We start from the raw sequence: 20,699 nt of genomic DNA, 5'->3' as shown, positions 1-20,699 counted from the left end.
GCTGATTTATGTTTGAACTCAACCCATCCCACCTGCCCGACGCGCTGACCCAACACGCGATCATGCTATTCGTTGCGGCCGTACTGGGCTATATCATCGGTTACGTATCGCATCAGCGTACCATCAATCAGTTGACGAATGAATTGGCCGGTATGGAGCGTGTACATCCGATAGAACGTCAGACACCTGTAGACGCAGCGCCCGTTGTTCAGCGCACCGATGAGGAGGCCGTGTTGATCCGGATTCAGTCACGCTCGAAAGCACTCGATTTCGAGCGGATTGGCTACGCTGGTCCCGACGACGCCGACAACTTACGGTTTATCGAAGGCATCAATCCCATGGTCGAGCGTCGGCTACACGCGGCTGGTATGTACCGGTTCAGCCAACTGGCTCACCTGACGCCGGATGATGTGTATCTGCTCAACGAGATTCTTGAATTCTTTCCCGGTCGTGTTCTGCGCGACAACTGGGTTGGTCAGGCGAAGACGCTGCTACAGAACCGGTAATCTGTTTTCCTCACCCCGAAGCAATTCACCTTATGTTTGGATTAGACCCGCTATCCCGTCCTGTGGCTGTTGCCGAGATACTGCTGCTGTTGACGGCGGCCGCTTTCGTCGGCTGGCTACTGGGCCGGCTGACACGTAGTGGCCGGGTGAAAGCGCTGCGGCAGGCTATCACCCGCCGGGAAGCAGAGTTAGCCAATGGCCCCTCGGCAGATACAATCAGCGTACCGGCAAACCCGTCGTATTCAGAAACGGCGACATCGGCAGAACCGTTGACGACTCCCATTCCGATGATTCCCGTCGATCCCCTGGCACCTATCTACGGGGCTCCTACGCTCCTGATTCCGGCCGACGATACGGAAGCGGAGCAGCCCGAGCTACCCGGCACTCCGCCCCCCATCGAAATACCGCCCTTAGGTGCTCCCATCCCAGAAGCGCCCCCGGTCTTCCCGCCCCAGCCTGCGTCAGCTACCGACACCGGCGAAACCGCCGTGCTAAACCGCATTGCTGCCCGTGCTGGAGAGTTGCAGTTTGATCGTATTGGCCGGGCGCTCCCTACCGATGCCGACGACCTCAAAGACATTGTCGGTGTGGGGCCCTTCCTGGAGCGCAAGCTGCACAGTCTGGGTATCTACACCTTCCGGCAAATCAGCCATTTCTCGAAGGAAGACAGTAAGCAGATCAACGAGATCATCGAATTTTTTCCCGGCCGCATCGACCGCGACGATTGGGTTGGTCAGGCAAAGGCTTTACACGAACGTAAATACGGTGAATAATATCCTGTAGCCTGGACCTCCAGGTCCGGGTGCCCGTCAGGGCAACTGTTGCAGGCGGCAGCTTTATTGGTCGCTATCGCGCCCACCCGGACCTGGAGGTCCAGGCTACTTGTTCTTCCGAATAGGTGTGCTACTCAAGACGGCGGTTCGGCCGGTTTGGTAGAAGTCGCACATGTCGTTGAGCACGCAGCCGGTGCAGTTGGGATTGTACCAGAAACACACCCGCTGCCCATGCCAAAAAAAGTGTTTGTGGAAATTGTACAGCACGGTAGCGTCCGGCGGCAAATACGACAGAAGTAGCTTGTGCGCTTTTTCGGCACTGACTTTCGGACCAATCAGCCCCAGCCGCTGGGTGACCCGGTGCACGTGCGTATCGACGGGCAGGACAGGTTTATGGAACGAGAACAGCAGCAACAGAGTCGACGTTTTCGGGCCGACACCGGGGAGCCGGTTCAACCAGTCCATTGCCTCTTCGGTCGACATATCCCGCAGAAAATCGATGTTCGCTTCGCCCCGCTCGGCAATCAGTACGGTCAGGACGTTCTGAATGTAAGGCGCTTTGATTTCGGGATAATTTGCCGTTTTGATCGCGTCGATTAATGCATCGAGCGGAGCGTCGCGTACGGCTTCCCAGGTCGGAAACCGCTCCCGCATTGTTTGATAAGCCGTTCGCTCATTGGCGAAGGTTGTGCGGTGCGACAGGATCGTTCCGATCAGCTCGTGCATCGGATCGACCCGTCCCCGAATTGGATCGACACCATACTGTTCGTTCAGACGTTCGTGGGCATCGCGCGTTTTAACAGCCAAATCGAGCGTAGTTACCATATAAAAGAGAGACGCAAAAAACGTCTCTCCTGAACTGGCTGTTCGGTCAAATGTTCACCGCTACTCCCCTGCCGACGTCTCTATCTGCGCCTTTGCCAGTAGTTCATCGACCAGTCTGGTCAGTCCAGTCGTAGCCGGCTCGGCGATGAAAATCACGTTTCTACGCTTCTGCATGGACGGTGTATTCGGGTCGACGACGTAAACGGGAATGCGCTCACCCACGACAAAAGCCAGACTGGCCGCCGGATAGACATTCAGTGACGTACCAACCACAATCATGATGTCGGCTTCATCGGCGGCTTCCAGGGCTATATCCATCATCGGCACCGCTTCGCCAAACCAAACGATGTGCGGACGCAGCTGCGCCCCTTCTTCGCAGGTATCGCCCATTTTCAACTCCCAGCCCTCAATGTCGTACACCAGCTCTTCGTTACGCGTACTGCGTGACTTGAACAGCTCGCCGTGCAGGTGGATAATGTTCGACGATCCGGCCCGTTCGTGTAGATTATCGACGTTCTGCGTCACGACGGTTACGTCATAGGCGGCCTCTAAACGAACCAGTGCTTTGTGTCCGGCATTCGGCTCCACCGTCAGCGCCTGCCGCCGGCGTTGGTTGTAGAAGTCCTGCACCAGCACGGGGTTCCGCAGCCAGGCTTCCGGCGTGGCCACATCCTCAATGCGGTGATTCTCCCACAGCCCGTCTGACGCCCGGAACGTCGGGATACCACTTTCGGCGCTGATCCCCGCCCCCGATAACACAACTACTTTCTGACGTTTTTTCATGAGGACAAGATACACCGTGTAGCCCAGATGTCCACGTCTGGGGGGCGTCTGGCCAATTTTTTACAAGTTGAAACCAAGATGGTCGCTATCGCGCCCACCAGACCGGGAGGTCTGGGCTACACAAAAAAGGGCAGGTTTCGCGGAACCTGCCCTTGGCGATATGACTTTCGGGGTTGCCCTATTTCTTGGTCGCCGTCGTCTTTTTGGTGGTCGTTGCCGCAGCTTTCTTGGCCGGAGCCTTGGCTTTGGCAGCGGGCTTAGCGTCAGCTTTGGCCGTTTTTGCCGATGCTTTCTTAGCGCCCCCTTTGGCCGGAGCGGGTTCGTCGCCGGCCAGTGCCAGACAGTCTTCGAGTGTCAGCGAAGCCGCATCGGTTTCTTTCGGAATCCGTACGTTACGCTTGCCGACAGCCAGATATGGCCCGTACATACCGTTGACGATTTTAATCTCGGGCCGCTCCGGGAACTCCTTGATGTACTTGTTGGCTTCGGCGGTGCGTTTGGCCTGAATCAGCTCGATCGCCCGGTCGAGTGTCAGCGTCGATAGCTGCTCGTTGCGCGGAATCGAGATGTATTTATCCTCGAACTTCACATACGGTCCGAAACGTCCTTTACCCGTCGTTACCAGCTTGCCTTCAAATTCGCCCAGCGACTCGCTGACCGATTCAGCCCGCTTGGCCTGAATCAGCTCGATCGCCCGGTTTTCATCGATGGTATACGGATCATCTTCGCGGGTCAGCGACACGTATTTATCGTCGTGCTTCACGTACGGCCCAAACTTGCCAATACCGATCGTCATGGGTTTGTCTTCGAAGAAACCGACTTCGCGCGGCAACGCGAACAGCGCCAGTGCATCGTCCAGACTAATCGTTTCGATCAGCTGACCATCCCGCAGGTTGGCATACTGTGGCTTTTCCTCGTCGGTCGATTCGCCGATCTGTACGAATGCACCGTACTTACCGAGCCGGGCCGACACTTTCTTACCTGTTCGTGGATCGACGCCCAGCTCGCGGGCACCGGTCTTGAACGTGACGATCGACGAACCCTGAATATCGGTGATGTTCTTGTGGAAATCGCCGTAGAATCCTTCCAGCATTTTCTGCCAGTTGATGCGTCCTTCCGCGATTTCATCGAACTCCTTCTCGACCGTAGCCGTGAACTTGTAATCCACGATGTCGGGGAAGTATTCGACCAGAAAATCGTTGACGACGATACCAGTGTTAGTCGGGAACAGCTTGGCTTTTTCCGAGCCGAACGTTTCCTTACCGCTTGTCTCGGTAATCTGGTCTTTGGCCAGCGTATATTCGATGTATTTGCGCTCCTGACCGGGCTTGTCCTGCTTCGTAACATAACCCCGGTTGACGATGGTCGAGATGGTTGGCGCATAGGTCGACGGACGGCCGATGCCCATTTCTTCGAGTTTCTTCACGAGGGAGGCTTCAGCGTAGCGCGGCTGCGGACGGGTGAACTTCTCCGTTGCCTTCATCTGCCCCAGATTCAGCGACTGACCGACCCGCAGTGGCGGCAGCATGCCTTTTGCGTCTTCGTCGTCCTCGTCGTCTTTTGATTCGAGGTAAACGCGCAGAAAACCATCGAATTTAACCACTTCACCTTGCGCGACCAGTTCTGAAGGAAAGTTTCCAGTAGTCGGTTTTCGGTTTTCGGTTTTCGTACCGGCTTCCTTCGCTGGGGTATAATCGTCGCCGAAAACGTCGATGTCGACAGTCGCACCGTTGGCGAAATTGATAGTGATCGTAACGGTCGTCCGCTCAAGTTGCGCATCGGCCATCTGCGAAGCAATAGCCCGTTTCCAGATCAGTTCATACAGCCGCTTCTGATCGCGGTCGCCACCGGCGTTGCGGTCATTGAAATTAGTCGGGCGGATGGCTTCGTGGGCTTCCTGTGCCGATTCGTTTTTTGTCTTGAACTGCCGCGTCTGTACGTATTGCTGACCAAACTCGGTCTGGATCTCGCTCACCGCTTTGTCGATGGCTTCCTGCGACAGGTTAGTCGAGTCGGTACGCATGTACGAGATTTTACCGGCTTCGTACAGGTTCTGCGCAATCCGCATCGTCCGGTCGACGGCATAGCCCAGCTTACGCGAAGCCTCCTGCTGCAACGTCGAGGTCGTGAACGGGGGGGCTGGGCTTTTCTTGGCCGGGCGCGTTTCCAGACTCTTGATGCTAAACGTAGCACCGACGCAGGCCTGTAGAAACGCGCGGGCATCGGCAGCCGTCGGGAAGTTCTTGGCGACTTCCGCGTTCAGCACCTTATTGCCATCGACAATGAACTGCGCCACGGCCTTAAACGACGATTTGGCTGCGTGTTTATCAATCTCACGCTCCCGCTCGACTACCAGCCGCAACGCAACCGACTGCACCCGCCCGGCCGACAGCCCTGTGCTGCCGCCCTTGATTTTCCGCCACAGTACCGGCGACAGTTCGTAACCGACCAGCCGGTCGAGGACGCGCCGGGCCTGCTGCGCATTGACAAGGTCAACGTCGATGGTGCGGGGTTGCTGGATGGCATTCAGAATCGCGTTCTTGGTGATCTCCCGGAATACGATTCGTTTGGTATTGTCGCGCAGACCAAGGGCTTCCTTAAGGTGCCACGAGATGGCTTCCCCTTCGCGGTCATCATCCGTTGCCAGCCATACTTCCTCGGCCGACTTAGCCAGCGACTTCAACTCGCTCACCAGCTTTTTCTTATCGGGCGACACTTCGTAGGACGGGAGAAAACCGTTGGTAACGTCAACAGCCAGCCCGTCTTTCGGCAAATCGCGGACGTGCCCGAAACTCGACTTCACGGTGAAGTCTTTTCCGAGGTAGCCTTCGATCGTTTTTGCCTTGGCGGGCGACTCTACTATGACTAAGTTTTTCGACATATCAGGTAATCAGGTTGATGAAAGCACCCGGCTTTCGGATCGGTCTGGATAGGCAGATTGACGCTGTAGGCCAATTTTTACCAGGAATGACCGCAGCCATCCGCGTCAAATATAGACGCAAAACCACTGACTCAAACAAGCCGCTTGCCTGAGACGGGATGCAAACCAACACGGATTCGGGTATATCTAGTTAACAAGATGTATCCGTGCTACGTTCGAATCTGCTCGGGAAAACAACTGAATTTGAGCGGATGACGACCATTTTCTGCTGCCGACTTCCAAACGAGCTGTCTAGGCATGATTGTTTTTTGGGGATCGCTGGTTTTTATGGATCGGTGTCGGCAAAACAAACCCGGATACGCAAAAACGGCAGTCCGATTGCCCGGCTGCCGTTTTTGTAACTGGTATTCGATACCTTGTTTATCCCTGCTTCTTCCGCATCGCGTCGTAGCGCAGCAGGGCTTCCAGATAGTAATAGTCGGCGTAAATGATTGGCGTATCGATCTCGCTCTTGCCCGGTTTGTTGCCAACGCTATGTACGAGAATAAAGTGGTTGTCGCCACCGGGTTTCGCTTTGTACGCCGGACTGCTCAGGCTCTGCAATATCCGTTCGGCCTGCTGATAGTACGTTTTGGCCGACGGTCCGCCGTAGGTGCTTAGCTCCAGCAGTGCCGATGCTGCAATAGCCCCTGCCGATGCGTCGCGCTCTTCGTTGGGAATACTGGGGGCATTAAAGTCCCAGTACGGAATTTTGTCGGCGGGCAGGTTGGGGTGGCTCAAGTAGAAGTCGGCGATTTTGCGGGCCTGTTCGAGGTACTTCTTATCCTTCGTTTCCCGGTACATCACCGTGTAGCCGTACAGCCCCCAGGCCTGCCCCCGCGCCCAGGCCGAGTTGTCGGCGGCCCCCTGCGCCGTCTTTTTGGCGGCTACCGTCCCGTCGGGGTTGTAGCAGACGACGTGGTAGCTGCTGTTGTCGGGCCGGAAGTGGTTTTTCAGTGTGTTGTCGGCGTGGGTAATGGCGATTTCGCGCAGTCGTTTGTCGCCACCGTTCTTAGCTGCCCAGAACAGGAATTCCAGATTCATCATGTTATCGATGATGACCGGATAGTTGTAGGTCTGAAACTTGTTCCACGACTTGATTACCCCGACGCTGGGGTTGAACCGTGTCGACAGCGACTGCGCGCCCGTCAGCATAATTGGCTTGTAGGCTTCGTTTCTGGTCAGCCGGTAGCCGTTGCCGAACGGACAGTACAGCATAAAGCCGAGGTCGTGCGTGCCGGTATTGTGCTGCTCCTTCGCCACCGCCATCGTCCATTTCTGCGCGGCTTCTTTCCAGAACGGATCATTGGTACGCTGGTAAAGATGCCACAGTGAACCGCCGAAAAAACCGCTGCACCACCAGCTTGAGTTTCGATCGTCGGGACTGCCGTCGGGTTTGCTCGACTGCGGAAACTTCGCCGTGTCGGGGTGGCTTTGCAGCATGCCTTTGTACTGCTGGGCGGCAAACGCAAATTCGTTATCGACGTTGATCGGTGCCTGCGCCAGCACCGAACCCGTAACGAGCAATGTGAGGAAGGGAAGGAGTTTCATGTTCGGCATACGGTTTACGGTATTCGGTTTACGGCTGCCATGATGCACACTAACCGTAAACCGAACTCCTATTTCAAGTCTGCGATCGCGATCAGGTCCATGTCGGCGTAGTCGAGGTTTTCGCCGGCCATACCCCAGATAAACGAGTAGTTCGACGTGCCGCAGCCCGAGTGAATCGACCAGGGGGGCGAAATGATGGCCTGGTGATTGGCAACCATCAGGTGCCGCGTTTCGGTGGGTTGCCCCATCAGATGCACGATACGATGCGCATGGTCGAGGTCGAAGTAGAAGTACGCTTCCATCCGCCGGTCGTGGACGTGAGCAGGCATCGTATTCCAGACACTACCGGGCTTCAGAATCGTCAGACCCATCACGAGCTGGCAGCTTTGCAGGCCGTCTTTGTGAATGTACCGGTAAATCGTCCGCTCGTTGGCTGCTTCGGCCGATCCCATCGGTGCGGAGAACACATCGCCCTGTGCGGCTTTCTGCGTGGGATATTCCTTGTGGGCGGGCGACGATAGCAGATAAAACCGGGCGGGCGCGTCGGCCTGCTGACTGGCGAACGATACGCTGCGACTACCGCGCCCGACGTATAAGCCGTCGAGTTTGGCCAGCTCATACGTTTGCCCGTCGACGGTTACCGAGCCTGCGCCACCCACGTTGATAATGCCCAGCTCGCGTCGTTCCAGAAAGAAATCGCTCCGCAGCTCGGGGTAGGTCGGCAGATCGACCGGACTGTCAACCGGCATCGCCCCGCCGACAATCACGCGGTCGTAATGGCTGTAGCACAGTTGAAGGCTGTTGGGCGTAAACAGCGTTTCGATTAGAAAATTTTCCCGGAGTTCGGTCGTGTTGAACTGGCGCGTTTCGTTGGGGCCAACGGCATAGCGTACCTGCATAAGTAGCAATTTTCAGTGGTCAGTAGTCAATTTTCGGCAAGTTGCGACAGAAGCAGCTTTTGTCGGCCGAAAATTGGCGAATGGTTCGTTCAGAAGTAATCGTTACGTGCAATTCTACTTATCCGACATGGCCGATAAAAACGAAACGTCCGGCAGAAGACAGCGCTTCTACCGGACGTTTCCGACAAGATAATCAGTTGCCGACTAGCGTCGTATATCACCCCGAATTTCACCGTTGCCGTATGTCGCGGTGTGCAGGTTCGAATAGTAATAGCCGTTTCGGAAGCTATCGATCCGGGCCTGGTTCGCCAGTGTGAAGCTGCCGGTGATCGGCGATGTCAGGCTGGCAAAGTTAATTTCCACCCCGCCCGTACCCGTTGTCGAGTTAGGATTGATACGGTGGAAATGGCCCGCCGTTGGTGTCAGCCCACTGTACGTAACGGTGTAGCTGAATACTTTGGTCGATTCGTTCAGCAGCACGCGCGTGGTTCCCGTTGCCGTTGTCGACACGGGCGTCGGCCGTTCGCTGGCCCCGTTCATAACGGCGGTGAAGCTGGTCGGCGCGTTCGAAACGATAGTCGGGTTCTCTTCGTCTTTGCAGGACGATACAACAAAGCCCGTTACGAGCAACGCCAGGGCAGGCATCAGTACATTGATTCGCTTCATACCAAATAGGGATATGTTGGTTTAACGAACGTGCTGGTCACAGCATGTTCAAATGGAAGTACAACCACCTTTCCCCGGCTTTGTTCGGCCAAAGCACCCAACGGGCAGCTTTCGAAAGCCAGTTTAGGTAGAATAATTCGCGATAATAGGAATATTTCCAAAACCATTGATAATCCCCTAATTTTGACCCGCAACCCGGAATCCATTCAGTATTCCGGTAGTTGTCTGAATAGGTACCCTTTTTTAAGAACTGTTATCCCCGCTTTTATTATGGCTTTTGACGTCGAGATGATTCAGCGCGTGTACGCTAACCTTGGCGAGCGCGTCGAAGCAGCCCGGCAGGTCGTGGGCAAACCGCTGACTTTGTCGGAGAAAATTTTATACAGCCACCTCTTCGCCGGTACGCCGACGGAGGCATTCGAGCGGGGCAAAACCTACGTCGATTTCGCCCCCGACCGCGTGGCCATGCAGGACGCTACGGCCCAGATGGCGCTGCTGCAATTTATGCAGGCTGGCCGGCCCAAAGTAGCCGTTCCCTCTACTGTACACTGCGATCACCTGATTCAGGCGCAGGTGGGTGCCGACGAGGACCTCGACGCGGCTAAGAACAAGAACAAAGAAGTTTACGACTTCCTGGCGTCTATTTCGGATAAATACGGCATCGGCTTCTGGAAGCCCGGCGCAGGTATCATCCACCAGGTCGTTATTGAAAACTACGCGTTCCCCGGTGGTATGATGATCGGTACCGATTCGCACACGCCAAACGCGGGTGGTCTGGGCATGATCGCGATCGGTGTCGGTGGCGCTGATGCCTGCGACGTGATGGCTGGCCTGGCCTGGGAACTGAAAATGCCGAAACTGATCGGTGTGAAGCTGACCGGTAAGCTGAGCGGCTGGGCGTCGGCGAAAGACGTTATCCTGCGCGTAGCCGGTATCCTGACCGTTAAAGGCGGAACGGGCTGCATCGTGGAATACTTCGGTGAAGGCGCGGAAAGTCTGTCGGCAACGGGCAAGGGTACGATCTGTAACATGGGCGCCGAAATTGGCGCTACCACGTCGATCTTCGCCTACGACGAGAAAATGGGCGACTACCTGCGCGCTACCAGCCGCGCCGAAATCGCCGATGCAGCCAGCGCTGTGAAGGCACACCTGCGTTCGGACGATGAAGTGTACGCCGATCCCGCAGCGTACTACGATCAACTGATCGAAATCAACCTGTCGGAGCTGGAGCCGCATATCAACGGTCCGTTTACCCCCGACCTCGCGTGGCCGCTGTCGAACTTCGCCAAAGCGGTGAAGGAAAACAACTGGCCGGAGCGGCTGGAAGTCGGTCTGATTGGCTCGTGCACCAACTCGAGCTACGAAGACATGACCCGGTCGGCGTCGGTAGCGGCTCAGGCAACGAGCAAAGGCCTGAAAGCGAAAGCTGAGTTCACCGTAACCCCCGGTTCGGAACTGGTTCGGTTCACGGCTGAGCGCGATGGTATCCTGAATACGTTCGAGCAAATCGGTGGTGTCGTACTGGCCAACGCCTGTGGTCCGTGTATCGGACAGTGGGCACGGCACATGGATGATCCAAGCCGCCCCAACTCGATCATCACCTCGTTCAACCGGAATTTCGCCAAACGGAACGACGGTAACGCCAGCACCCACGCCTTCGTGGCATCGCCCGAAATCGTAACGGCTTTCGCCATTGCCGGTGATCTGACGTTCAACCCGATGACCGATACGCTGACCAACGAGTCGGGCGAGCAGGTAATGCTCGACGAACCCGCCGGTATCGAACAGCCGGTAAAAGGGTACGCGGTGGACGACGCGGGTTATCAGGCTCCGGCTGAAGATGGCTCGGGTGTACAGGTAATCGTATCGCCTACTTCGGACCGTCTGCAACTGCTGGCTCCGTTCAAAGCCTGGGAAGGTACCGACCTGACTGGCCTGAAACTGCTGATCAAAGCGAAAGGCAAGTGTACGACCGACCACATTTCGATGGCTGGTCCGTGGCTGAAGTACCGGGGTCACCTCGACAACATCTCGAACAACATGCTCATCGGGGCGGTCAACTTCTACAACGATAAGACCAACACGGTGAAAAACCAGTTGACGGGCGAGTACGGCGAAGTACCGGCTGTTCAGCGGGCCTACAAAGCCGCCGGTATCGGGTCGGTTGTTGTGGGTGATGAAAACTACGGTGAAGGCTCGTCGCGGGAGCACGCGGCCATGGAACCCCGCTTCCTGGGTGTTCGGGCTATCCTGGTGCGTTCGTTCGCCCGGATTCACGAAACCAACCTGAAAAAGCAGGGTATGCTGGCGCTGACGTTCGCGAACCCCGCCGACTACGATAAAGTACAGGAAGACGATTCGATCGACATCAAGGGACTGACCAGCTTCGCGCCGGGCGTTCCGCTGACGGTTGTGCTGCACCACGCCGATGGCTCGTCGGATGAGTTCGCGGTTAACCACACGTACAACGAAGGTCAGATCGAGTGGTTCAAAGCGGGTGCCGCGCTAAACATCATTCGGATGAAACAGGCAGCCAACGCCTAAGCGACATAGGTTGCTATACTGAAAACAGCTCGGCCATCGGTCGAGCTGTTTTCGTTTTTACGAATGGCGTGAAGCCGGACTACGTTCACTCATGTCAGCCTCGCGCCGTCAATAAAATCGTTCGTAAACCCGTTCCCGAATCAGCTGGCTTAGGATACGAAACGTCTGCTGATCGGGAATGGCAGGGCTCGCCATCAGGTACATGGGTATGGCCGGACTACCCGCCTGATAGGGCGGTTGCGCATAGCTGAATGGGGCCGCAGAAAAGCCTAGTCGCTCATAAAAGCGAACCCGTCGTTGACTCGTGCCATCCTGAGGCAGTTCAACTTCGAGAACATGATACGGGCTTTCCAGTCGTAACAGTTGGCTGATTGCCTGTTGACCGTATTGCCTGCCCCGCCGGTCGGGATCAACGGCGATATGTTCGACAAACAGCATCTCGGGCCAGCGCCAGTATACGACAAACCCCACCAGATCGTCTCCATCGACCAGACCGCAGAGATGCATATCGGGGCAGGCAAGAAGTTGCACAACTTGCCCGAAAGGTCGGCGTTCGTCAGGTGGGAATGAGGCTTCGTACCAGGTTCGTATTGATGTCAGGTAGGGATGATGGGCCGAAACGGGAAACAAGCGCATGGCGAATCAATTGGTTAATCGAGTCAATTCTATGCTTTACCGGTGACTGCTTACCAGCCCCGCAGGTTCAAATACGGGTACAGCGACATTCGCTGATGGCAAACATCCGCGCCGGGGGGCGGTTAGGTAAGATATAATCCGTTTGCATGCCCCATCGCTATCTATTTCTCCTGCTGCTTGGTTGCCTGGCGACCGTCAGTCAGGCGCAGCAATACCGCATCATCGACCGCAACGCCATCGGCTGGTATACGTATAATGGCGACCACAAAGTTGCCAAACGATGGACCATTCATACCGAATATCAATGGCGTCGTGTCGACTTTATCCAATCCTGGCAGCAGCAACTGGCCCGACTGGGTACCAACTACAAGCTATCTGAGCGCGTGAAGGTCGGGGGTGGCTATACGCTCCTGGTGACATACCCGTACGGCGATTATCCGGTTGCCAGCATGGGCGTACCGACACTGGAACATCGCGCCTACGAAGACATAACCGTTAGCGATAAGCTCAGTCGCCTAAAACTGAGCCATCGTTTTCGACTTGAACAGCGGTGGCTCAGTGTAGAATCCGATGTAAATCCTGACCGGATAATCGACTGGGAGTACCAGAACCGGGCCCGGTACCAACTAACGGGGTCGTTCCCGCTAGCCGGCCCGACGACAGAGCCGGGGGAGCTATATCTCAATTTTTTCGACGAACTTTTTATCGGCTTCGGCCGGAACGTCGAAAACAATATTTTCAACCAGAACCGAATTTCGGGCGGACTGGGCTATCAGCTTCGCGACAATCTACAGCTGGAATTAAATTACCTCAATCAGATTACGCAGCATCCGGAGTCCGATCCGGTATCGGGTAAACCGGTCTTCGAGATCAACCACGGCTTTCGGCTGAATCTCAATTACGATCTCGATTTCACGAAACGGTAGTGTGGCCCGTGTAATTGTAGCCTGGACCTCCAGGTCCGGGTGGGCGCATAGCGACCTGTTAGCTGCCGCCTGCAAGAGTTGGCCTAACGGCCACCCGGACCTGGAGGTCCAGGCTACAAGATCGCCCGCCAGACCAACTGGTCTGGGTTATTTTCCCGTCAGGGCTTTCTGCATCTGTTCGGCGACGAGCTGATTACCGGCTTCGTTGAGGTGAACGCGATCAGTAGTCAGGATACCCTTCTCTTTGTTGTCGGGGTTGTTTTTCAGATTGTATTCCAGAAACGCCTTGCGCAGATCGATCACTTGCAGGTTCCGGCGCTTGGCCAGATCGCGAATCAGCTGACTGTACTGATTCAGGTCGCCATCCTGCTGATTACTGAAATCCGTTTTTTCGCCGATAGCTGCCGGTGTGCAGAGCATCACTTTCGCGCCAGCCGCCTGTAGTTTGTCAATTACAGCGTCGTAGAACTTCACAAACTTGTCGGGATCAGTACCGGTACCGAACGAGCTTTTGTGCCACACGTCGTTGACACCCACCCACACGACAACCACGTCAGGTTTCTGAGCGATTACGTCGTTGTCCATACGCAAAAACAGATCGTAAATTTTGTTTCCGCCAATACCCGCTCCGATCAGCTCGAATTGATCCGTCGGCATCATTTTTCGCAACCGATCGATGTACCCGCCGGGGTTGACACCCGCCTGCGTGATAGAATCCCCGAAGAACACGACACGGGTTGGTTTAGCAACAAACGCCGTTGACAACAGCAACGCAATAAGCAATAGGCTCAGGCCGGTACGCATGGTTAATTTTTGTTTTTTTACACAAAGTACAAACGTTCTGCCTTACGGAATCTACCTACATGAAGCGATACAGTTGTCTCCGGCAGCTTCTAGTTATCAGAGATAACCTTACCCATCAAACCGACAGTGCGTATTCAGCCAGCTTATCGATTTCTGTCGCCAATGGACGCGACAGATCGAAGGGCAGCACATGCAAACTGGTCGACGCATCGTAACCGAAAACGTGTAGCGGGTTGCGGAAGGCAGGGTTCATGGGGTAAATCAGGAACAGGCGGGTGGCGTCGTATTTCTTGCCGTAGGCAAACAGCTGGTACAAGTCAGCCTGTTCGATGCCGTAATTGCCCCGCCGGTCGGTGCCGTCGAGCAGTTTCCATTTCGTGTCGAGAACCAGTGTTTGGCCGTTCTCCTGTCGAATCAGTATATCCGGGCGCAGCTTGAATTTCGGGCCGCCAATGTGGTCATCGACCAGGTGCGCCGACGATTCCTGTACGGTTACCTGCCCTGACTCCGGCCAATACCGCCGAACGCCGTGGGCTATGTAGGCTTCGAAGACGCGTGGCATTGGAAACAGCAGCGACAGACTGTTCGTCCGGCCCGACTGTGCGCCAAAGGCCTGCCCCATCAATAAAGCCTCGGCCCATCGAAGCGCCGGTTCGTACCGCGTGAACAAGCGACCCAGCCGCTGACTGGCCCGCAGATCGTCGGAGACGTTGGCCGATGAAGGTACGTCATCAAGTGTACACAGCCATTGCCGAACCTGCGCCTGTACTGGCGAGCGCGGCAGTTGCCGGTCGATCGTTACCAGCGTCGACTTTAAAAGCCGGTTGGGGGCAATATCGGCGCTGAGCTGATCGTAACGAACAGCCAGTCGTTCGGCATGGTGGGCGTTGTCACGCAGGTGTCGCCCCGCCTGAAATTTCCCTTTCCAGACCGATTCGTTACGCTCGACCGTTTCGTAGGCCCGTTGCAAGCCCTGCCGGGTCAGCGTAGTCAGGACATTGAGAAACGTCAGCACGAAAACATCCCAGAGCGGCAAATCCGCAGCACCGGTCGGCGACATAGGCAGTGTACGAAACGGACTGTCGGGCAGATGGCGGAGCATGGTCAGCAACAGGGGCCGGGCCTGATCGGGCTGCTCCAGTTTCGGCAGCAGTTCGAGTTGGGTACCGTCGGCCAGTTGCACCAGCCCTACGTACGGCCCGATTCGGACGTACTCCCGCCCTTTGCGCGTAAACAGCGTCAGCCAGTCACTGTCGGGGTCGAGTGCCTGCTGACGGAGTAATTCGAACGCCCGTTCCGACACAACTGTCGCGTCGTTTCCCATGGCCGCATCGGTCGTGACGAGCGACTGTTCGGCAACGGTAACGCGACGATTATGTCGGGTATGCATTAGGGTTTACTGGGTTTATAGGCGCGAATAGCCTGTTGGTTAATGCCTACCAGCAACGTCTGCCCAATGGGAAGTACTGACCGTACATCGCCTTTCAGTTGGAAGCCCGATTGGGCGGGCGATACGGGTACGAAACCGCCCCGGCCATCGTTGCGCAGCAGTACGCCCATATTAGCGTCCGACCGCCCGAAACGGATGCGGCTTTTCGTCGCGTTGCCGCAGAGCAATAGGTCTTTGTGTCCATCGCGATCATAATCCAGTGCAGTAACGGTAAACACCGGCGCAACCTGCGCCGACAACGGCAGCGTTTTTTCAACCAGTTTACCAGTACCCGAACTGAGCAGGCAGGTCGTCAGCAGTTGATTGGCGGTCAGGCGCTTGGCGTCTTTCAACTCCTCTTCGGTAAACACGGTTGTTAGCGTCGCGTTCGAGTAGGTATCGTAGTCAGTGAATCGCTTTCGCAGCATCGCCATCTGATCGAGCAGTTCGTCGCGACTGGCGTGGGGGTAGCTTTTTCCCTGTACGTACAGACACAGTACCGGATCGATTTTGCCGTTGTTATCGAAATCTTTGTAGACCAGTTCGGCCGGTTCGGTTTCGCTGGCCCGGCACTGCGTATTCAACCCCTGATTGCCAATCACCAGATCGGGCCGACCGTCGCCGTTCAGATCATCGACCAGCAGTTTGTTCCACCAGCCCCGATATTCTTTCGGCAGGAAGTCCGTCGTTTTGTCAACGAGTTGCCCGCCGGCCAGGCTCATCACCGTAACTGGCATCCACTCCCCGACCAGCACCAGTTCTGGTTTTTTGTCGGCATTCAGGTCCGTCCAGGCGGCATCGGTCACCATCCCGATCTGCGCCAGCGCGGGCGCGACCTTAGCGGTTTGATCGGTAAAGCCACCCTTACCGTTGTTAATCAGTACGTATGATCGTGGCGCTTCCGGGTAGCGGCCGGGAATCACACGCCCGCCAACAAACAAATCCAGTTTACCGTCGCCGTTCAGATCGACGGCCCGCACGCAGCTCTTACTGGTACGCATGGCTGGCAATGCGTTGGCCGCTTTCGTGAAGTTACCAGCACCATCGTTCAGATACAGCCGATCCTGCAACCGCACATCGTCGGGCTGAAAATCGCCGTAGCCACCGCTGCACACGTACAGGTCGGATTTTCCATCGCCGTTGGCGTCAAAAAATAAGGCGTCGGTATCTTCCGACTGTTTGTCGGTGTCTAAGGCCGATTGTGGCCGGGCGCTGAACTGCCCATTCGCCTGCTGAATGTAAAGAGCCCCGGCCTGTCCGCTGTTCCCACCGGCGTAGACATCCTCCAACCCGTCGCCGTTGACGTCGCCTTTCACCAGACAGGGTCCACCGAACGACTGTGCATTGACCAGCAACGGCTGCCGCTTGAAATCGTTGGTCGCGACGGTTGAATACGTCCGGGTAATGGGTGACTTTGTTTCCACGAACAACGCCGGCATCGCTTTAGGAGCCCGGTAGCTTTCGCGGGCGTCAGCTTCGCGTAACGTCAGGAGTTGGTCGACCTTGGGGCTTTTTACGAGTTGCTCTTTCCCCGTTGGCCAGACGATACGCAGCGAATCGACCGACGATTTACCACCCAGTCCGAAATGCAGCCGGGGCGACATGCTCGACTGGTAGCCGCGCGTTGGCATCTGTTCCTGAAACTGCTGTTTCCCTGCCTGATAGACCGTCAGCTTGGCACCGAGCCCCTGCGTATTGGCCCCACTACCGACGAGTTTCACCGTCAGAAAATGGTGTTTCGCCTGCGTCCGGGCTTCGTTCTGGTAGATAAATGCCGGTTGGTTGGTGTTGTTGACGACCAGGTCCAGGTCGCCGTCGTTATCCAGATCGGCATAGGCCGCGCCCGTGCTGTTGGATGCCTGCGTCAGTCCCCAATTCGGGCCAACGTTCGCAAAACGCACTTCCCCGGATTGCTCAGGCGCTTCGTCGCCGGTACGGTTGCGGAACATGTAGTTGGTCACGTTCGACGCGGGCATCTTGTGAACGAGTTCCAGCACATCTTCGCGCGTCGCTTTCGTCGGGCGGTTCTGCATGAAGTCGTTCATAAACTTCACAAAGTCCTGATTCGTATAGTCGCGGACGTACCCATTGGTGATGTACAGGTCTTTCCAGCCGTCGTTGTCGTAATCGGCCAGCAGCGGGGACCAGCTCCAGTCGGTATTCGAAATACCCGCCAGCTGACCGACCTCCCGATAGGAACCATCGCCGTTGTTGACCTGTAGCATGTTCCGCATGTTCTGGTGGTGAAAGCCCGACTGCACCGCCAGATCGTACTTTTCATAGTTGTCGGGTGCCAGTAGCAGCTTCTGCCGCCGGTTGTCTTCGGGGAGCATATCGAGCGTAAACACGTCGGGCCGGGAATCGTTGTTGACATCGGCGACGGCGTTTCCCATCGAGAAATTAGACGTATGGCCCATGCTCGTTTTCAGCACGTCGCGGAAGTAGGGTCCGCCCTTTCCAGCCTGGTTGATGTACAGATAATCCGGTACGCCGTAGTCGTTCGATACGTACAGATCAGGCCAGCCATCATTGTTCAGGTCCGACACGCCGACACCTAGTCCGTAACTCAGCACCGAACTACTCAGCCCTGATTTGGCCGTTACATCCGTGAATCGGTTTCCCGTGTTTTTATACAGCCGCACCCCGATTTCCGGGTTGGGCTGCTTCATGATAGCTGCCGTTGCCGACGGATCAAGGATGGGCAACAGCCGGGGGTTGTGGTTAAGCTGGAAGAGATCGAGGTCGCCGTCGCGGTCGTAGTCGAAGAAGACGCCTTGTGTGCTTTGCACCGGTTGCGCCAGTCCATACTCGGCCGTGCGGTTGGTGAAATGCGGAATGCCCTGCGCATCGGGTCCGTCGTTGATGAGCAACTCCGGAATCCGGTTTTCGGGGCGGATCGTCCCGGATCGCGAAATGTATAAATCCAGCTTGCCGTCGCCGTTGACGTCGGCCATCGTCACGCCCGTCTTCCATGGATCATCTTTCCCGCCAGCCCCTGATTGTGCCGTAATATCTTCGAAGCGCATGTTACCCTTACCGGGCGCGGTCCGGTTGAGGTACAGCTTGTTGGGTGCCATGTTGGCGGTAAAGTAGATGTCGTCGAGACCATCGTTGTTGAGGTCGCCCACGGCTACGCCCCCGCCGTTGTAGAAATACTCGTACATCAGCACGTTGGTATTCAGCCCTTCGACGAGATTATTGGAAAACGTGACTCCCGTCTGATCGGGTGAGAGCAACGTAAACAGTGCGGGACTGGTCGGTGTGTCAGCCGTTTGCGGGGAAGACGACGAATCCGCTGATTTCTGACAGGCGGCTGTTGCTAACAATCCGGCTGTCAGCGTAAGGTAAGTAAAGCGTTTCACGGGGGGTAGTCGGTAATACAATACCCCCCGTCCCCCTGAAGGGGGTGAGGACATTACCTAGCCACCATCAGTGATGGCCGAGTCCTCCCCCTTTAGGGGGACGGGGGGTACTATTTGTTCCCTAAAAATAACCAAAAATGCCAGCACCCGAAAGCGCTGGCATTTTTTACCCCACCTCAACCCCTCCCCGTTAGGGAGGGGCTAGTCGCATACTTAGTAGCCAGGGTTTTGAATCAGCTTGCTATTCCGGTTTATTTCATCACGGCTGATCGGCAGGAAGTAAATTTTGTCGTTCCACTTCCGGTTTTCCTTACCCGTTCCGAGGTCCTGCACCTTGTACGTATAGTTGTAGTTGTCTTTGCTATACTTATAAGTCGTGACCGTTTTGCCGGATTTGAGTTTACCCGTAATGGCAATGATCCGGGCCTGCTGACCAAGCACTGTCGGCGCAATCATCCAACGGCGAACGTCGTAGAAGCGTTGATCTTCCAGGAACATCTCCACGTTTCGCTCGTTCTGGTAGCGGGCCATCAGAGCCGAACCCGTTTCGGTGATGGCGGGCATCCCGGACCGGAACCGAACAGCGTTGATCCACTTCTTTGCCTCTGCTTCCTGACCCAGCATCAAACAGGCTTCTGCATAGTTCAGCACCACTTCGGTATACCGAATCTGGATAGACGGAATTTCCTGACGGATATTCTGGTCGACGATCGACACATCGTCATTGAAGAACTTACGGATAGCGTAGCCCGTCCAGGTTCCGTTCCAGTTTTCGATGGTACTGTTACGGGTGTCCAGACCCGAAAACTTGGTCGGGGCCGACGACGAGCCTACTTCGTATTCACCCATCTGAATCTGACCAGCCGGGTCGATACCAGCGCCATCGGGCGTACGGGGCTTCCACTGCGCACCGTCATAGAGAATCGACGCGTAGAAACGGGGATCGCGGTTTTCGTAGGGTGCTGCGGCATGGGTCGGATTGCTCCAGTCGAACTTGGTACCATCCATCATTTCGTAGTTATCCACCATCTGCTGCGTGGGTTCGCTGGACGTCCAGCCGTGGTACCCGTTTGGCATGTTGTTACGCGGGAACCAGGAGCCCCAGTCGTCGTTGGATGCCCGAATGTAGTATTTCAGGAAAATACCGTCGGTTTCTCCACCGTTACGCGACAGCGACAGGTTGACGTAGTTGGCCTGCCCTTCGGCCGCCGTCACGGGAGCCGACAGGTTCAGCTTATAGCCATACATATTCAGGTCCATAACGGCCTTGGCGGCATCCTGCGCTTTTTTCCAGCGGGCTGTCCGGTCGCCACTCACGTAACCCAGCAACTCAGGATTGGCGAAACTGGCAATGACGCTCGACTTAGCTTTTGCCGTTGGTATATCGTGCAGATCGCTGGCAGCGTACAACAGAACCCGTGCTTTAAGGGCCATCGACGCGCCCATCGTTGCCCGGCCCGCTACCATACTACGGCCCTTCAGCAGCGCCGTGGCGGAATCCAGATCGGTAACGATTGCGTTGACACATTCCTCATACGTATTCCGTGCCACCGTAAAATCACCTTCGTCCAGCGTGTAGGCCGATTTGATGATGGGTATCCCTCCGTGGTAACGCAGCAACTGGTTGTAGTAATAAGCCCGTAAGAAGTACATCTCACCGCGCATCCGCCCGGCCAGATCACCACTGTTGTCGAACGAAGGCTTGGCCAGTTTCGACAGGGCGATGTTGGCGGCCCGAATCCGGGCGTAAATGGCACCCCATTCCATGGTGCTTTTTACGGTACCGATGTTGGATGGGCTAACGTTAGCCTCGTTTACGTCCTGTTTGCCAAAGCTGTACAGGGCGTTGTCGGTCTGGCAATCGAAGCTCATCTGATCCAGCAACCCATCCCGGATGCCATTGTATACGTCCGTCACGAAGGCTTCGGAAAGCGCCCGGTCGGCCCAAACCGCATCCCCCGACACTTTGTCGAGTGGCTTCGTATCCAGGAAATCAGTGTTACAAGCGATCATCGTCGTGCCCAACAGCAGGCTGACCGATAGACACTTTGCTATATAGTTCATGGTAATCTGAT

Annotated in this window: 15 protein-coding genes; 4 read left to right on the top strand and 11 right to left on the bottom strand. The window is 56.0% G+C overall.

What is annotated here, in order from left to right; all coding sequences use genetic code 11:
- Nucleotides 1-8: 8 nt before the first annotated feature.
- Together CLV58_RS14795 and CLV58_RS14790 are read left to right on the top strand one after the other, a co-directional pair.
- Nucleotides 9-506, top strand: coding sequence for a hypothetical protein (locus CLV58_RS14795; protein WP_106138600.1), 498 nt, complete (start codon nt 9-11; stop codon nt 504-506).
- 32 nt (nt 507-538) lie between these two features.
- A complete protein-coding gene (locus tag CLV58_RS14790) occupies nt 539-1,279 on the top strand; it encodes a hypothetical protein (RefSeq protein ID WP_106138599.1) in 741 nt (246 codons plus the stop codon).
- Nucleotides 1,280-1,384: 105 nt separating this feature from the next.
- On the opposite strand, the gene CLV58_RS14785 is transcribed toward CLV58_RS14790, so the two are convergent.
- The 6 genes from CLV58_RS14785 to CLV58_RS14760 form a co-directional block, all read right to left on the bottom strand.
- Complete coding sequence (locus tag CLV58_RS14785) at nt 1,385-2,104, bottom strand: endonuclease III domain-containing protein (protein WP_106138598.1); 720 nt, start codon at nt 2,102-2,104, stop codon at nt 1,385-1,387.
- Nucleotides 2,105-2,164: 60 nt separating this feature from the next.
- Complete coding sequence (locus CLV58_RS14780; protein ID WP_106138597.1) at nt 2,165-2,887, bottom strand: SIR2 family NAD-dependent protein deacylase; 723 nt, start codon at nt 2,885-2,887, stop codon at nt 2,165-2,167.
- A gap of 178 nt (nt 2,888-3,065) precedes the next feature.
- Nucleotides 3,066-5,768 carry a type I DNA topoisomerase gene (gene topA / locus CLV58_RS14775; RefSeq protein WP_106138596.1) on the bottom strand — a complete coding sequence of 901 codons (2,703 nt, stop codon included), beginning with the start codon at nt 5,766-5,768 and terminating at the stop codon, nt 3,066-3,068.
- A gap of 420 nt (nt 5,769-6,188) precedes the next feature.
- Nucleotides 6,189-7,358 carry a glycoside hydrolase family 88 protein gene (locus tag CLV58_RS14770; RefSeq protein ID WP_106138622.1) on the bottom strand — a complete coding sequence of 390 codons (1,170 nt, stop codon included), beginning with the start codon at nt 7,356-7,358 and terminating at the stop codon, nt 6,189-6,191.
- A 68-nt stretch (nt 7,359-7,426) separates the two neighbouring features.
- The gene (gene kduI / locus CLV58_RS14765) at nt 7,427-8,257 is read right to left on the bottom strand and encodes a 5-dehydro-4-deoxy-D-glucuronate isomerase (RefSeq protein WP_106138595.1); all 831 of its coding nucleotides are present in this window, start codon (nt 8,255-8,257) and stop codon (nt 7,427-7,429) included.
- Between the two features lie 204 nt (nt 8,258-8,461).
- Nucleotides 8,462-8,923 carry a CHRD domain-containing protein gene (locus CLV58_RS14760; protein ID WP_106138594.1) on the bottom strand — a complete coding sequence of 154 codons (462 nt, stop codon included), beginning with the start codon at nt 8,921-8,923 and terminating at the stop codon, nt 8,462-8,464.
- A 270-nt stretch (nt 8,924-9,193) separates the two neighbouring features.
- On the opposite strand from CLV58_RS14760, the gene CLV58_RS14755 reads away from it, so the two are divergent.
- Nucleotides 9,194-11,467: an aconitate hydratase gene (locus CLV58_RS14755; RefSeq protein WP_106138593.1), complete on the top strand. Its 2,274-nt coding sequence runs from the start codon at nt 9,194-9,196 to the stop codon at nt 11,465-11,467.
- A gap of 108 nt (nt 11,468-11,575) precedes the next feature.
- Here the strand turns inward: CLV58_RS14755 and CLV58_RS14750 are convergent, their stop codons facing one another.
- Nucleotides 11,576-12,103 carry a GNAT family N-acetyltransferase gene (locus tag CLV58_RS14750; protein ID WP_106138592.1) on the bottom strand — a complete coding sequence of 176 codons (528 nt, stop codon included), beginning with the start codon at nt 12,101-12,103 and terminating at the stop codon, nt 11,576-11,578.
- A gap of 146 nt (nt 12,104-12,249) precedes the next feature.
- On the opposite strand from CLV58_RS14750, the gene CLV58_RS14745 reads away from it, so the two are divergent.
- Nucleotides 12,250-13,029, top strand: a complete 780-nt coding sequence (locus tag CLV58_RS14745) for a DUF2490 domain-containing protein (protein WP_106138591.1) — start codon at nt 12,250-12,252, stop codon at nt 13,027-13,029.
- A gap of 147 nt (nt 13,030-13,176) precedes the next feature.
- Here the strand turns inward: CLV58_RS14745 and CLV58_RS14740 are convergent, their stop codons facing one another.
- The 4 genes from CLV58_RS14740 to CLV58_RS14725 all read right to left on the bottom strand — a co-directional run bounded on the left by CLV58_RS14740 (nt 13,177) and on the right by CLV58_RS14725 (nt 20,688).
- Nucleotides 13,177-13,833, bottom strand: coding sequence for an SGNH/GDSL hydrolase family protein (locus tag CLV58_RS14740; protein WP_106138590.1), 657 nt, complete (start codon nt 13,831-13,833; stop codon nt 13,177-13,179).
- A gap of 115 nt (nt 13,834-13,948) precedes the next feature.
- The gene (locus tag CLV58_RS14735; protein WP_106138589.1) at nt 13,949-15,223 is read right to left on the bottom strand and encodes an McrC family protein; all 1,275 of its coding nucleotides are present in this window, start codon (nt 15,221-15,223) and stop codon (nt 13,949-13,951) included.
- Nucleotides 15,223-18,678: a VCBS repeat-containing protein gene (locus tag CLV58_RS14730; RefSeq protein ID WP_106138588.1), complete on the bottom strand. Its 3,456-nt coding sequence runs from the start codon at nt 18,676-18,678 to the stop codon at nt 15,223-15,225. Before CLV58_RS14730 ends, CLV58_RS14735 begins: the two co-directional genes overlap by 1 nt.
- 159 nt (nt 18,679-18,837) lie before the next feature.
- Complete coding sequence (locus CLV58_RS14725; protein ID WP_106138587.1) at nt 18,838-20,688, bottom strand: RagB/SusD family nutrient uptake outer membrane protein; 1,851 nt, start codon at nt 20,686-20,688, stop codon at nt 18,838-18,840.
- Nucleotides 20,689-20,699 lie beyond the last annotated feature (11 nt).

Origin of the sequence: Spirosoma oryzae, from assembly GCF_003002825.1 — a bacterium.
Lineage (GTDB): Bacteria > Bacteroidota > Bacteroidia > Cytophagales > Spirosomataceae > Spirosoma > Spirosoma oryzae.
This window is presented reverse-complemented; position numbering and strand designations above follow the sequence as displayed.

Bases quoted from the DNA above. Each gene is read 5' to 3' on its own strand.
- CLV58_RS14770 (WP_106138622.1), bottom strand. From the start codon at position 7,358: ATGAAACTCCTTCCCTTCCTCACATTGCTCGTTACGGGTTCGGTGCTG.
- kduI (WP_106138595.1), bottom strand. From the start codon at position 8,257: ATGCAGGTACGCTATGCCGTTGGCCCCAACGAAACGCGCCAGTTCAAC.
- CLV58_RS14750 (WP_106138592.1), bottom strand. From the start codon at position 12,103: ATGCGCTTGTTTCCCGTTTCGGCCCATCATCCCTACCTGACATCAATA.
- CLV58_RS14730 (WP_106138588.1), bottom strand. From the start codon at position 18,678: ATGTCCTCACCCCCTTCAGGGGGACGGGGGGTATTGTATTACCGACTA.
- CLV58_RS14740 (WP_106138590.1), bottom strand. From the start codon at position 13,833: ATGCGTACCGGCCTGAGCCTATTGCTTATTGCGTTGCTGTTGTCAACG.
- CLV58_RS14780 (WP_106138597.1), bottom strand. From the start codon at position 2,887: ATGAAAAAACGTCAGAAAGTAGTTGTGTTATCGGGGGCGGGGATCAGC.
- topA (WP_106138596.1), bottom strand. From the start codon at position 5,768: ATGTCGAAAAACTTAGTCATAGTAGAGTCGCCCGCCAAGGCAAAAACG.
- CLV58_RS14785 (WP_106138598.1), bottom strand. From the start codon at position 2,104: ATGGTAACTACGCTCGATTTGGCTGTTAAAACGCGCGATGCCCACGAA.
- CLV58_RS14735 (WP_106138589.1), bottom strand. From the start codon at position 15,223: ATGCATACCCGACATAATCGTCGCGTTACCGTTGCCGAACAGTCGCTC.
- CLV58_RS14795 (WP_106138600.1), top strand. From the start codon at position 9: ATGTTTGAACTCAACCCATCCCACCTGCCCGACGCGCTGACCCAACAC.
- CLV58_RS14725 (WP_106138587.1), bottom strand. From the start codon at position 20,688: ATGAACTATATAGCAAAGTGTCTATCGGTCAGCCTGCTGTTGGGCACG.
- CLV58_RS14760 (WP_106138594.1), bottom strand. From the start codon at position 8,923: ATGAAGCGAATCAATGTACTGATGCCTGCCCTGGCGTTGCTCGTAACG.
- CLV58_RS14790 (WP_106138599.1), top strand. From the start codon at position 539: ATGTTTGGATTAGACCCGCTATCCCGTCCTGTGGCTGTTGCCGAGATA.
- CLV58_RS14755 (WP_106138593.1), top strand. From the start codon at position 9,194: ATGGCTTTTGACGTCGAGATGATTCAGCGCGTGTACGCTAACCTTGGC.
- CLV58_RS14745 (WP_106138591.1), top strand. From the start codon at position 12,250: ATGCCCCATCGCTATCTATTTCTCCTGCTGCTTGGTTGCCTGGCGACC.